The 13,295-nt window shown below is 71.5% G+C and carries 9 protein-coding genes and 2 pseudogenes; 5 read left to right on the forward strand and 6 right to left on the reverse strand.

All coding sequences use genetic code 11. The annotated features are described in order from the left end of the window. Positions 1 to 119: 119 nt before the first annotated feature. The 3 genes from ACIQ9P_RS26490 to ACIQ9P_RS26500 are packed head-to-tail and all read right to left on the reverse strand — an operon-like array spanning position 120 to position 3,692. Entirely contained in the window at positions 120 to 824 is a 705-nt protein-coding gene (locus ACIQ9P_RS26490; protein WP_402360989.1) for a helix-turn-helix domain containing protein, read from the reverse strand. Further along, entirely contained in the window at positions 821 to 3,064 is a 2,244-nt protein-coding gene (locus tag ACIQ9P_RS26495) for a hypothetical protein (protein ID WP_402360992.1), read from the reverse strand. The genes ACIQ9P_RS26490 and ACIQ9P_RS26495 overlap by 4 nt, the downstream gene beginning before the upstream one ends. Positions 3,065 to 3,071: 7 nt before the next feature. Beyond that, complete coding sequence (locus ACIQ9P_RS26500; RefSeq protein ID WP_402360995.1) at positions 3,072 to 3,692, reverse strand: helix-turn-helix domain-containing protein; 621 nt, start codon at positions 3,690 to 3,692, stop codon at positions 3,072 to 3,074. 208 nt (positions 3,693 to 3,900) lie between these two features. Here ACIQ9P_RS26500 and ACIQ9P_RS26505 point away from each other — a divergent pair, with 208 nt between their 5' ends. The 3 genes from ACIQ9P_RS26505 to ACIQ9P_RS26515 all read left to right on the forward strand — a co-directional run bounded on the left by ACIQ9P_RS26505 (position 3,901) and on the right by ACIQ9P_RS26515 (position 9,863). After that, entirely contained in the window at positions 3,901 to 5,967 is a 2,067-nt protein-coding gene (locus ACIQ9P_RS26505; protein ID WP_402360998.1) for an AAA family ATPase, read from the forward strand. Then, positions 5,964 to 6,278 (forward strand): hypothetical protein, encoded by a 315-nt coding sequence (locus ACIQ9P_RS26510; RefSeq protein WP_402361001.1) that lies wholly within the window; start codon positions 5,964 to 5,966, stop codon positions 6,276 to 6,278. The genes ACIQ9P_RS26505 and ACIQ9P_RS26510 overlap by 4 nt, the downstream gene beginning before the upstream one ends. Positions 6,279 to 6,986: 708 nt before the next feature. Beyond that, positions 6,987 to 9,863: a tetratricopeptide repeat protein gene (locus ACIQ9P_RS26515; RefSeq protein WP_402361004.1), complete on the forward strand. Its 2,877-nt coding sequence runs from the start codon at positions 6,987 to 6,989 to the stop codon at positions 9,861 to 9,863. Positions 9,864 to 10,062: 199 nt separating this feature from the next. On the opposite strand, the gene ACIQ9P_RS26520 is transcribed toward ACIQ9P_RS26515, so the two are convergent. After that, on the reverse strand, positions 10,063 to 10,485 hold the full coding sequence (locus tag ACIQ9P_RS26520; RefSeq protein ID WP_402361007.1) for a sigma factor-like helix-turn-helix DNA-binding protein: 423 nt from the start codon (positions 10,483 to 10,485) through the stop codon (positions 10,063 to 10,065). Between the two features lie 427 nt (positions 10,486 to 10,912). On the opposite strand from ACIQ9P_RS26520, the pseudogene ACIQ9P_RS26525 reads away from it, so the two are divergent. Continuing rightward, a pseudogene (locus ACIQ9P_RS26525) lies at positions 10,913 to 11,068 on the forward strand (IS5/IS1182 family transposase); the annotation flags it as partial. A 19-nt stretch (positions 11,069 to 11,087) separates the two neighbouring features. Here ACIQ9P_RS26525 and ACIQ9P_RS26530 read toward each other — a convergent pair. After that, positions 11,088 to 11,438 (reverse strand): annotated as a pseudogene (locus tag ACIQ9P_RS26530) (FAD-dependent monooxygenase); the annotation flags it as partial. 561 nt (positions 11,439 to 11,999) lie between these two features. On the opposite strand from ACIQ9P_RS26530, the gene ACIQ9P_RS26535 reads away from it, so the two are divergent. Then, positions 12,000 to 12,551: a hypothetical protein gene (locus tag ACIQ9P_RS26535; RefSeq protein WP_402361010.1), complete on the forward strand. Its 552-nt coding sequence runs from the start codon at positions 12,000 to 12,002 to the stop codon at positions 12,549 to 12,551. Positions 12,552 to 12,627: 76 nt separating this feature from the next. Here the strand turns inward: ACIQ9P_RS26535 and ACIQ9P_RS26540 are convergent, their stop codons facing one another. Further along, positions 12,628 to 13,077, reverse strand: coding sequence for a hypothetical protein (locus ACIQ9P_RS26540; RefSeq protein ID WP_402361013.1), 450 nt, complete (start codon positions 13,075 to 13,077; stop codon positions 12,628 to 12,630). Positions 13,078 to 13,295 lie beyond the last annotated feature (218 nt).

Raw genomic sequence — 13,295 nt, forward strand, 5'->3', positions numbered from 1 at the left:
GGGTTCTCCTTCGGATGCTGAGACGGCGGGGCGGGTACGGGCGGGACTGTGGCAAGGGCCGGGTGGGCGGCCTCACTCCCGGGGCCAGGTCATGGGTTGGGGAGAGGCCGACCGGGGTTCTACTGCTCGGGCGGCACCCAGCCGCGGACTTCCAGGTAGGCGATGTCGGCGTCCTCGACGGCGCGGCCGGTCTCCACCAGCCACTCCTTCATGGCCTCGGTGACGTCGCCGTGGTGCTCGGCGACGCGCTGGGACCACTCGGCGGCGTCGAAGCCGCCGCTGCTGCTGGAGCCGTAGGTGCGCTCCTCGGTGCCGTCCGAGCGGGGGATGAATCCGCGGCGCACCCCGCCGCTGTCCTTCTCCGAGCCCGCGCTGTAGACGTACTGGTCGGCCTTCATCCGCACGGTGAAGGCCAGGCGCCCGCCGGCCTGGCCGGTCGCGTGGACGACCGGGGCGAGGTGCGCGGCGCCGGACTTGATGGCCTGCTTCCCTGCGCGGCCGGCCATGCTGCCGCCCGGGGTGCCGATGGTGTCCTTGCCCCGCACCCGGGCCTTCTGCCCGCCCTTGGTGGTGCGCCGCGTGGTGTTCGCCCCGGCGACGGCGGACAGCTCCTCCTCGTCCCGCTGGCCACCGCGTACCGCGCGGACCAGCTGGCGCAGCGCGCCCGCCATGCTTGCGCCCTTGCCCTTGGTGAAGAACTGGCTCACCAGACTGGCGTCGCGGCCCAGCATCTTGGCGACCTGGCGCTTGGTGTAGCCCTGGTCGATCAGCTCCTGGGTCAGGCGCGCGGCCTCGTTCGGATTCTGCGGGTCGGCCGGGCTCACCGCTGCTCACCTCCGGGCGCCTGCTCGGCGGCGAGTTCGGCGCGGCCCAGGCCACGCAGCTGCAGGTACTGCTCCTGGCTGACCGGGTGCTCGACGGGGCCGGTGAGGTGGCCCTTGAGGAGGTAGTCACCGGGCTCGCCCCGGTAGGGCCAGGGCTGGCGCTCGGTCAGGGCGATGCCGTCCGTGCCGAAGTACACGACGCTGCCGGGCTTCGCGTGCAGGGCACCGGCGTAGCCGACGACCTCCTTGCCCTGCCGGTACTTCGTGTCCAGCAGCGCCGCCCGGGCCCCCGACCACACGTACGCGGCCCACTCCGGGTGGGCGTAGGGGTCGCGGGAGAACCCGGCCTGCCGCTGCCAGGTCACCACGCTCTCGTCCTGGCCGAGAATCTCGACTCCGGCCGGGAGCGCCTCGCCGACCGGGGTGGTGCCAGAGACCAGGCGCGGGCGCTGCGCGAAGCCGCCCAGCCCGAACAGCAGCACCGAACGCACCGCGCGGGAGGCGAGGTAGGCCGCCTGCCGCTGCCGCTCGTCACCGTGGATCTTCGAGAGGTTGGTCAGATCCCCCCACGCGGCCTTGAGCTTCTTGCCCCAGCTGTCCAGCGGGTCGCCGTCCTCCCACACCAGGCCGCCCAGGATCTCGACCCGCCACGGCATCAGGTGGTTCGACAGTGCGAGGTGCACCTCCGCGCCGCCCGCCCAGGTCGTGAACGTCGTCCCCGGCTCCGAGGGGTAGACCCAGGCGCGCTCACCGGTCACCGGGGCGGGCAACAGGCCGACGTGCTCCCAGCCGGCGGGGACGGTGACCCTGATGTTCCAGTGCGAGCACCGCATCAACGCCTTCGTCTGCTCGGCCTGGGTCATCGCCGCGAAGGCCCGGGCGGTGATGCGCACCGGCACATCGACCGGCGACTTCCACAAGTGCTTCGCGTAGGCGAAGGTGCGGTCGTACTCCACCAGCGCGGGCAGCTGCTCCGGCACCCGCGGGGGCAGGATCAGCTCGGTACGGCCCTGGCCGCCGGTCGCGTGCAGCAGACCACGCAGCTCCTCCGACAGCACCGGGTAGCCGCCCGCCCACTTTCCCTTGGTGGGGATGGTGCGGGTCCACAGGTCCCGCCCGGTCTGCGACGGCGAACCCATCAGCACCACGTCGTCCCAGTGCCGGCGCAGCGCCTGCCACAGCAGGGTGAACGCCTGACGGCACACCGCCACGTCAGCGCCGTCCGCGTCGAACCACTCCCCGATCGAGCGGATCTCCACCGTGCCCGCGTCCGGGGCGGCGGCGGGGGCGTAGCGGCCCACGGGCTGACGCTGGTGCACGAAGTGCCCGGCCAGCTTGTCCCGGCCCGACCCGACCGCCGTCGTCCACCGAGGGCTCGGGGTGTTCAGCCAGGCCGCGACCGCGTCCTTGAGCGTGGAGTAGCGCTCGGCGCCGTCGTGCCACGGCGCGCCGGCGGTGATGTAGACCCGCTCGGTGCCGGGCGCGGTGGCGAGGACGGCGTCCAGGATCTCGCCCGGGGTGCGGGCCCCGAGGTCCAGGCGCACCACGCGGTCGCGCACCGCCAGGTCGCCGGTCGCCGCGTCCAGGAACACCGTCGAGCGGGACTGCTGGACGAAGTTCGGGCGCTTGGACACCAGGCCCGTGGTCACGGCCTCGAACCGTGCGCCCGCCGGGCCTTCGGGGAGGGTGGGCAGCTCACGCGGACCGGCGGCAACGGCCGGACGATCCACCACAGCGACCGGAGCGACCGAAGCCGCCGGGACGACCGGCGCAGCAACGGCGGCCACGGCCGGAGCGGGCTGCTCGACGACGGCCTGGTCCTCGACCTCGATCGGCGCCTCGGTCTCCGGGGCGGCCGGGGCCGACTGCTCGACGACGGCGGCGGGGCGGGTCAGCACCGGGGCGACCGCGACGGCGGGCTCGGCGACCGGCTCGGCCTTCGGCGCCTCGACGGGCGCCGCGGACTGGTCGTCGGTCTTGGCGGCGCGCACGGCGGCCGGGGTCGGGTCCAGCAGCGGGGCGATCCGCACGACGTCGCCGACCGACAGCCCGGATGCCTTCGCGACGGCATCCGCCTTCGCGCCCTCGTACCCCGCGAGTTCGGTGATCCGGCGGGCGCGCTGCAGGTTGAGCTTGTCGAGTGCGGCCTGCGCGGCCGCGACCGTCTTCTCGGCCTTGCCGATCTCCTCGCGCAGCGGGCGCAGCTCGGCGACCTTCGCGGTGTACGTCTTACGGTCCATCAGGGTGTCACTTCTTCTCGGCGGCGGTGTCGGTGGTCGGGTCGGTAGGGACGTAGGCGATCGGGCCGCCGGAGACGGAAGCCAGGCGAGCACCGAGCAGCAGGCCCGCCAGGCGGGCGTCCTCAGGGTCGGTGGAGGTAGCGGCGTTGGCGGGGGCGGTGAGGTCGGTCAGGTAGCCGACCAGGCGCGCCTTCGGGAAGCGGAACCGGCCCGCGGTGCCGACCGTGCCGTCCGGCTCCCACTCGGCCAGGCCGGTCAGCACCGCGACGACGAACCCGGCCACCGTCACCGGCAGCACCCCGCCAGCCGCGACCCGCGCCGGGTCGCACCGCCACCACCCGGACAGCGCGGCCAGCAGCTGCGCCTCGTTCAATGCGGTGCCGAAGCCGATCCAGTCGCGGTCCGGCTCGTCGACCCGGGCCGGGGCGTCCGAGCGCAGCACCGCCACCTCGGCCGTGCCGAGCACGGTCAGGTCGGCGGCGGGCCGGGCCTGCAACTGCTGGAGAGCGGCCAGCGGGAACACCTGCCGACCCTGCTCGCGCACGCCCGGGACCACACCGGTGGCCAGCAGTTTCCTCACCGTCGGGATCGAGCACCCCAGTGCCGTCCCGGCTTGACCGGTCGTCACGAACACACCCACAACCTCCACGCCTATTTATTTAACTTGTAACGCTAGGCCGACCCTATGCCTCCCCTCCGACGCTTTCCACGCCTTTTTAGTAAGTTATACAGGCGTGATAGTGATGAGCTCCGCTTGTAAGGCGAAAAGCCCATTGCCGACCATCGCGGTCTGCCATGCTCCTCCGCATCGGCCAGGCACGGACGGACGGCGTCTCATGAAGATTCACTCGATAGCGGCTCAGGACTTCCTCTCCTTCGCCTCCCTCGACCTCACTCTGAGGCCCGGGACGACGGTCGTCACCGGGCCCAACGGTGCCGGGAAGTCGAACCTGGGCGCCGCCGTCGCGCTGCCTCTGCTGGTCCTGGAGCAAGGACTTGGCGGCTCCCGAGACGGCTCCGATCCGTTGGAGCTGTATGAGCGGGCTGGCCGGTTCGGTGCCGCCGCCTACACCGTCAGCCTCGAAATCGAGCTGGACCAGCCCGGGGAGCAGGAGTTGGTGCGGTTGTTCGCGGAAGCCGCGGTAGCCGCCAACGCACTCAACGCTCATGGTGAGACGAGGCATCCGGAGAGAGACGTGCTCGCGCTGTTTCCGGGGCTGAACGTTGCAGCGGACTCCGTCACGTCCCTGTTTCGCGGCACGCTGCGGATCGCATTCTCGGCACACCGCCGGACCCGCTGGTGGGCTGCATGGGAGTTTGACCACAACGGCCAGCCGATGCAGTGGATCCTCCGCGGGCCCCACGCCGATTGGCTCTGCCGCGGCCAGCTTCCGCCTTGGACGGAGGGCGGCTCCGCTTCGCCGCTGCTGCGGTTCACGGAAACGGGGACGGAGCAGCGAGCGCAGGAAGCGACGATGATCTACCTCTTCCTGCGAGAGGAGGTATCGCCGTTGACAGGTGAGACGGAGCCTGCGGCGATCGACTTCGCCCGCATCATGGCGAACATCGACTCCACGAGAGCGCGTGCCATCGATGTCCCGGCCCTCACCGACGGCTCGGGCGTCGAGCCATCCGCCATCGCGGCGCTCTCGCACGCCTTGGGCCGCGAACTCACGGGCCAGGAACGCTACGACTTCCGTTCTGTCCTCGCCGCAGTGCTGCGTCGAGGCCTGGTGCTCACCAACAACCGCCGGCTCCCCCTCGCGCGAGACTTCCCCCTCGCACAGTTGCGGGGTCCCGCCGATCTGCGCGACGGCAGCGCGGTGGCCGCCGAGTTGTACCGCCTCAAGAACGGCACCATCGAGGAGCAGCGGCGCTTCGCACAAGCTCGGACGACCTTCATGGACATCACTCGGCTCGACCTTCACCTGCAAAGCACCCCTACCACCGATCAGGGTATGACGATCGACATCCTCGTCGGCCCGGCCGGCAGCGCCCGCGTTGTCCAGTTCGCGGGCGCCGGCGTCCAGGAGTGCCTGCTGCTCGCCACCCTGCTGGCAGGAGAGCCGGGTCGCGTCCTCGTCCTCGACGAGCCGGCCGTCAACCTGCACCCCACCGTCCAGCGAAGCCTGTCACGCCACCTCGCCAGCGTGCAGGGCATCGTCATCACGCACAGCCCCGACATGGTCCCCTGTTCCGACATCGAGGACCTCGACCGCGTCGTACGCCTCACCCAACAGACCGACGGCACCCGCGTCAGCTCCGTGCCCGCCGCGCACCGCCCCCAGCTCGCCAACTGGATGCAGCGACTCCTCCTCTCCGACGTACGAGCACTGCTTTTCGCCTCAGGGGTGATCCTGTGCGAAGGGGCCACCGAACTCGGCGCCCTGAGTCAGTGGTGGAGCCAGAACCCGGGCGGCCTCGGCGACCCTGGTAGCGCGAACATCGCGATGGTCGACGTGAACGGCGATGCGAGCTTCGGCGGGTACATCAACTACCTGGAGGCGTTCGACATCCCCTGGGCCGTCATAGCCGACGGCCCGGCGTTCGCGTCCACGGCCAACCTCGGCAAGCAGCTCAGAAAGCTTCGCCTCGCCCCGGACGACCCACCCGCCGACGACGCCGACTTCGCCGCCTGGCGGGCCTACTGGAACCGCGCCGGCGTCTTCACCCTGGCCGACACGTTCGGCACCGGCGGAACGAAGGCCGGCGAGATCGAGGCATTCCTCGCTCAAATCGACAAGACGCTGTTGGACACCGTCCAGGCCGAACATCGCTCCAGCAAGCCCCGCATCGGTGCCGCGTTCGCGGCCGCCCACCCCGAGGCGCCGACCGAGGTCACGGACCTGTACCAACAGATCCGCACCCACCTCACCACCCGCTCAAACCGACCAACGATATGAGCAGGCCAGCACCCGCAAACTGCGGAACCTCCTGCAGGAGGACCGTCGGTGTCCAGGCGCAGCGGGCCGGCTGGCCCGGTCTGGAAGCCGACCAGCAGGATCTGCTGACGGCGATGGGTATCGAGGAGGACCAGGAGCTGGTGGCAGCGAAGGCCGCCGCCGAGGCGAAGCCGAAGGTGTCCCGCAGCTTAAGGTTCGCCCAGGGCGTCGCCGCGCTCGCCCAGTTCGTCGAGCGGGAGTGGCATCCCCGGGTGCCCCGCCAGCACAAGGAGCTGGTGGAGGGTGTGGAGGCCAGCCCGGAGGGTGAGTAGCAGGTGGTGGTGTTGCACTTCGCGCTGGGCACCTGCGCCCTGTTGTGGTGGACCGCCCGCCAGGTCGGCAACGACACCTGACGCAGCCACGAGGACGCCCTCGCCCGGTCGTCGAGGACCAGACCGCCCGGTCGGTGCTCAGTCCGCCCAGCGGTGGTCGACGACACCGTACAGATCGGTACGCGCGGGGCTCCACCGGCAGGGCCGTTCCGGCTTCGGTGATGGCGGTTGCACGCACGGCTTCAGGAGCCGTTGGCTCCCCAGGGACCCGAGGACGGAGCCGCTCCCGGGCGGTTGGCGGGATCGGCTCCGGTGGGGCATGTGCCGGCAGTACGCTGCGGCGGGGGTGAGCGGACGGTGTCCGTCGCAGAAGTGTCCTGGGGGCGTGATGGACATCGTGTTGATCGTGGTGGCCGGAGCGCTCGGCGCCCGGACCGCAGCGGTGGGTGGTGGCGTCCGGTGGTTCGACGAGTGCGACGTCGACGTCCGTCCCGCTCGGCCCGGATCCGTCCGCGGTGACGCACACGGCATCGATTCGATCGGGAGTCGGCCATGACCCCGCCTCCCTGGTCCTGGTGCGGCAGGCCCGGGAAGCCGCACGAGCCAGCCGCCGTTCGCGATCCCGGTAACCGGGGGGAGGTCGCCGGCAGCGCCCGCCCGGCCGAGAGGGACAGCACACCGGTCCCGGGTCCGGACCGCATCCCGGCGGTGCCGGCTTCGGTCGATGAGAGCGACGCGCCGGTGGCGGTCAGCGGGCCGACCGGTGCGCGGACGCCTCCCGCCGTCCGGGTGGAGGCGTCGGGCGAGAAGGCCGTCGGAGCGGGGCACGACATCGCACACTCCGCCGTCGGACAGGGCAGCCGTGTCGAGCACACGGAGGTGCACAACCGGGTCGAGGGCAGCACCGTCCGCGGCGATTTGTTCCAGGCCGGGAACATGACGGTCAACAACTACCACCCCGCGCCACCGCCCGTACCGGTATGGCGGCCGGTTCGGGTGGGTGCGGTGCCGCCGCTGGCTTCGGCGGTCCAGCCCCGTCCGGGCCTGCGGGAGGTGATCGACGGGGCGCGGGAGCGGAACGCCACCGTGGTGCTCACCCAGGTCCTGTCCGGTGGCGGCGGCGTCGGAAAGACCCAACTCGCCGCCACGTACGCCCGCCGGGCCCACGCCGAGGGCGTGGACGTCCTGGTCTGGGTGAATGCCGCCGACATCTCGCAGATCGTTTCCACGTACGCGAGAGCCGCGCACCAGGTGGGGGCACCCGGCGCGGACGGGCGGGAAGCCGAACGCGATGCGGAAGCCTTCAAGGAGTGGCTTGCCACGACCGACCGTTCGTGGCTGGTCGTCCTCGACGATCTCACGGACCTCGAAGGCGCCCAGCCGTGGTGGCCCCACCCACTGGCCGGATCCGCAAGCCGCGCACGGGTGCTGGCCACCACCCGCCGACGTGACGCGCTCGTCTCGGGTGCGGGCCGGGCGGTCGTCGACATCGGTATCTACACCCGCGCCGAAGCGCTGGCCTACCTGCGCGAGCGGCTCGCCACGGCCGGAGCGGAGCATCTGCTCGACGCGGGCGCCGACGACCTGGTCGAAGCGCTCGGCCGACTTCCCCTCGCCCTCGCCCACGCCGCGGCGTACATGATCAACGAGGACAAGGCCAGTACCCGCTACCTCCACCTGTTCAGCGACCGCACGTCCCGTCTGGAGGCCCTGCTGCCGCCGGCTGCCGACACCGACGGCTACGGCCGACAGGTCACCGCCTCCCTGGTCCTCGCACTCGACGCAGCAGAGCAACGCGAACCCGTCGGCCTCGCTGCGCCTGCCATCCGCCTCGCCGCGCACCTCGACGCTGCCGGCCACCCTCAGGACCTCTGGGCCACCGCCGCATTCACCCGCTACCTCACCACCTACCGCGCGCCGTCACCCGGCGCCGCCGCACCGGCACCGGTCACCCCCGACCAGGCACGCGCCGCCGTTCGCCTGCTCCACCAGTACGCCCTGCTCACGAGCAAGGCGGAGGACAGTCCGCGCGCGATACGTCTGCACGGCCTGACCGCCCGCACCGTCCGGGAGGGCATCGCTGTGGGCGAGACGCCGGCAACCGTCCACGCTGTCGCCGACGCCCTCAGGGAGGTCTGGGACTACGAGCGCGAGCACCCTGTACCCCTTCTGACCGCTGTCCTGGGCGCCAATACCGCTACCCTCGCAGCCCACGCCGGCGACCTGCTCTGGAACCCCGATGCGCACCCTGTGCTGTTCGCGGCGGGCGCCGGTCTGAGCAACGCCGGCCTCTACTCCGCCGCGCTCGCCCACTGGAAGCGTCTCGCCGCCGATGCCGAACGGCTGCTGAGCCGCGACAGCCCCAGCGCCCTCGTCGCCCGGGAGAACCTCGCAACGTCCTACCGGCAGGCCGGACTCCCCGGCGAAGCGATCCTGATCGGCGAACAGGTGGTCGCCGACAGCGAGCGACTTCTCAGTCACGACGTCACTCGTGCTCTCGCCGCTCGTACGAGTCTCGCGGCCTCCTACCGGGAAGCCGGCAACACCGGTAAGGCGATCGACTTGCTGGAACAGGTACTGGCCGGCAGTGAACGGTTACTGGGCAGCAGCCACCCCGATACCCGGGCTGCCCGTAGCAGCCTCGGATCCTGCTACCGGCAAATGGAGCGCACCGGGGAAGCAATCACGCTCGAGGAAAAGGCACTCACCGACAGCAAACGCCTGCTCGGTGACAACCACCCCGACACCCTCACCGCGAGTGCCAACCTCGCCGCCTCCTACTGGCAAGCGGGGCGCACCGGCGAGGCGATCGCGATCGAGGAAAAGGCACTCACCGACAGCAAACGCCTGCTCGGTGACAACCACCCCGACACCCTCACCGCGAGCGTCAACCTCGCCGCCTCCTACCGGCGGGCAGGGCGCACAGGCGAAGCGATCGGTCTGCTGGAACGGGTGGTGCCCGACATCGGGCGTCGTTTGGGCCACGACCACCTCCACACCCTCACGGCTCGTGCCAACCTCGCGGCCGCCCTGGGGCAGGCGGGGTGTGTCGGGGAAGCGGTCGACCTGCTGGAAGGGGTGGTTGCCGACTGCGGGAGGCTCCTGGGTCACGACCATGCCCAGACTCTGTCTGCTCGCAGTAACCTCGCCGCCTCCTACCGGCAGGCGTGGCGCACCGGCGAAGCCACCGAGCTCGAGAAGCAGGTACTCGCCGAACGGCGGCGGCAACTGGGCGCAGTACACCCCGAGACCCTGGCCACCCGTACGAACCTCGCGTCCTGCTACCGGCGGGCGGGCCGGGTCGGCAAGGCGATCCTCATCGATGAGGAGGTCCTCGCCGACAGCGTGCGGGTCCTCGGCGACGGCCACCTGCTCACCCTCACTGTCCGCGCCGGCCTCGCCGCCTCCTACCGGCAGGCAGGACGCACCGGTGAGGCGGTCGACCTGCTGGAGCAGGTGATCTCCGGTGCCAGGCGGATCCAGGAGCGCGACCGCCTCCACCGGCAAGATCCGGGGTCGGACGGGCTGTTGGAGAGGCTGGTTCGGCGGGCCGTTGGTCGCGAATGGCCGGGACAGGGGACATGAGCGGGGATCGACGGGGTCCGTGCCGGGCTCCTGTTCGGGCTCTTCCTCCTCGCCGGAAGGTGTCCGCGCGAGCCGGCCCGGGTCTGCGCCGCGCGGCGCTGCGGTGGTCCGCGTTCCCCGCAGGGAACGGACATGGCGACCGCCTTCCCCGTGGTCCGGTGCCCGCACGGCACAACCGCCCGGTCTCCTTGCGGTGGGGTCAGCCCGCGCGGCGGGTGAGGGAACGCAGGCGGACGTGGACGGCCGCCGGATCGGTGCCGGTGAGCTGCGCCACCTCGGCCGGCGGGAGCCCGAGCACCAGGTGGAGCAGCAGGACGTCCTGCTCGGACGCGGTGAGGTGGGCCACGGGAGCGAGGGGGTCGGGGCCGGCCAGGGCGCGGATGCGGTGGCGGACGCTCTGCCAGGCGCAGGCCGTGGGGCTGGGTGTGGCGAGGACGTCGTGCCAGCGTCGGGCCAGGTTGTCGAAGGCTTCGTGGACGGCTTGCCGGGCGAGGGCGGCCGGCAGTACGAGGGAGGCGTAGCGCAGGTAGTGGTGGAGGTGTTGGTCGCGCAGGGCGATGAGGTCGAGTGTCGGGGGGTGGTGTGTTCGGGGCCGGGTGCGGTGGTGGGGTGCGGGTGTCATGGGCAGCCGGCGTTGCGTGGGCGGGTGGTGGTCGTGGTGTGGGGGACGGCGACGGCGACGCGGGGTTCGGGGCGTCGGGCTCGTAGGCGCAGGCGGTCGAGGGGTCGTGGGACGCGGATGGGGAGTCCCGCCGAGGTGTAGCCGGCCGGGGGCAGTGGGCGGCAGGGTCCGATTCCTCGGAGGTCGGCGGGTACGTGGCTGCGGAGGAAGGCGATGTCTTCGGGGGTGAAGTCGGAGCCGGGGGTGGGTCCGGCGGGGCCGGCTGCGGGAAGGGGTCGGATACGGACCTCGATGATGCGTTGTGCGGTGGGGCGGCGGGCAGCGGCCGGCCGGCCGGGGTTGCCCGACTGGTTGCTCCGGCCGGCTGCCCGGTCCCAGGCGGCGCCCCATTCCTTCACCATGGCCTCGGAGACGCTCATCGCTCGGGCGAAGGCGGAACACCGTCGAGCGGCTGATCAACAAGCTGAAGGCATGGCGAGGCATCGCCACGAGGTGCGACAAGACCCCGGAAAGCTACCTCGCCGGTCTCCACTTACGCGCCTCGATGATCTGGATCAAAGACCTCACCAGGGCAACTCGCTGATCACGACCCAATACGCTCCCTAGTTGGTTCCGACTGTGAGTTCACTGAACAGCTTGTTCGCCGACTCCGAGGCGAACTGGCGGTGGAGTTCGGCGCGGGCGATCTGCTTCTTGAACTCGCCCTCGTAGCCGGCGAATCCGGCGTTGTGCATGATATCGGTGATCCACGTGGCGAACGCCTGATAGTTCCAGATGTGCGGCAGACAGGTCTGCGAGTAGTTGTCGAGGAGGCCGGAGTCGCCCTCGGTGGCATGGCGGATCACCGCACGGGCGAAGACCTCGGTGTCGTGCAGAGCGAGGTGGATGCCCTTGGCGCTCATCGGTGGCACGATGTGCGCGGCGTCGCCCAGGAGGTACAGGCTGCCGTAGCTTCCGACTGCCGGCGCGGACAACTCCCGTGCCAGTGTGAGCAGTACGGGGTGGGGAACGGCCGTGCCCAGGAGCGCGCAGTCGCAGGACGGCGGCAAATTCCAGTCCTCGCCGGGGTGCCACCGCTTCCCCCCATCCCCGGGGAACCGCCTCGCAGCCCGTCGCGACGTCGGCCAGCGGTTCCCCCGAGGTGGACGTCCCTGCGGGCATCGTCGCGATCATGTCGCCACTCGCTTCCCGGTCCACGCCGCAAGTCCTCTCCACGCCAGCTGCCGTGCGGGCCGACTACGTTCCGGGCAGCGCGATGTCACGCACGGATGTCAGCGCTGGCACCCCGATCCCTGCCGGCCGCCGGCCCCGGGCCGGCGGACCCGGCGTCGCGGCCCGGTACGGGTTCCGTCACAGCGACCGGTTCGGTGAGAGCCTTCCGCCGCCGGTACGTCCGGGATTGCGGACGCCGGCTCTGGCCCCGGCCCCGGAATCGCGCCAGACTCGATGCCCGGGCCACGACGCCGCGGCCCACGGGAGGCGACAGCATAGCCGAGCAGGGTTCCGGCTGGGGGGTGATGTGGGTCTACGAGCCATGGCGTGCCCACGAGGACAACGGTGTCCAGATCCACGATCGGGTGTTCGCCACCTTCGAGGGGGCCCGCGCGGCCGCGCTCGGCTGGGGCCCGATGCGCATGGCAGTTGCGGCGCAGGGCGTCCCCAGCGCAACGGCGCAGTTGCGTTCCTGCCGTCCGGGCGAGGACGTGATGATCAGCTACGGCGACCTCAAGGACGCGTTGGCGATCTACCGGGTGCGCAGCGGCCGGAGTGCCCGCTCCGCGGGCACGGCGTTCTACACGCACTGGCGCGACACCCTGTTCCCCGTCCTGGGGTCCGAGATCATCTCCTCTCGCGGAGCCCTGGTCTGGTACGGCTGGGATCCCCGCCCGCGGACTCCGGCCGCCCCTCCGCGAGGCGGCAGTGGCGGCAGTACTGGTGGCGGTGGCGGGTCGTCGTGCCTGCTGGTCGTACTCGGACTGCTTCTGGGCCTGGCCCTTCGCCGGACAGCCGGTCAGGCGTCGACGCTCCTGCCCGACCTCCCCGAGCACGGCGCCTCCGGCCGGTGAGCAGATCCGCCCCACCACCGACGGCGGCTGTCCCGCCCCGACCCGGCACGGGGATGGACGCCCATCCGCCCAGCCTTCACGGTCCCCTGCCGTCATGCGGCGGCAGGGGGATGCGGTAGCCGGCGTCAAGCCTGTTGACGATCTTCCGGAGTTCACGGGCGCTCCGAGGTGACATCGCGTTCATCACCGTGTCGAGGAGGGCTCGCGCCTCGAAGGGGTTGCCGCAGCAGTACCAGTGCAGGTTGCCCCGCTCGTGGTCGAGCCAGTGCTGCCGCCCGGAGCGGCGAACGTGGTCCCGCCACAGACGCACAGCCAGGATCTCGGCACGCTCGGCCGTCCACCGTTCCAGCACGGAATGCACCCGGCCGACGAGCGCGGTGCCCCCGGCGGTGACCTGCGGCCCGCACAGCGCGTCGACCGCGACACCGGACAGCGGCCCGTCCCGGTAGTACAGGTGCAGACCGAACTCCCGGTACCGGCCCTGCGAGGGCCTCCACGCGTTGTTGCCCCGCCCGCCGCTCCGCATACGGGTGCTCGCCGTCCCCGGTGACACCGAGCAGGACGTCCGTCACCTCGTCAGCACCCGTCCCGAAACGCAACGGCCCCACGGCCGCGGAGGGCTCCAGCGCCCACCGCACGCGCTCCTCGTCCGGCCGGACACGCAACCGTCCCGTAAACATGATCAACAGCTTGCCCGGCATCACCGACGCACCGGCACAGGGGCCCAACAGCCCAGCCCCGACA

The sequence above is a fragment of the Kitasatospora sp. NPDC094019 genome (genome assembly GCF_044764505.1).
Taxonomy (GTDB): domain Bacteria; phylum Actinomycetota; class Actinomycetes; order Streptomycetales; family Streptomycetaceae; genus Kitasatospora.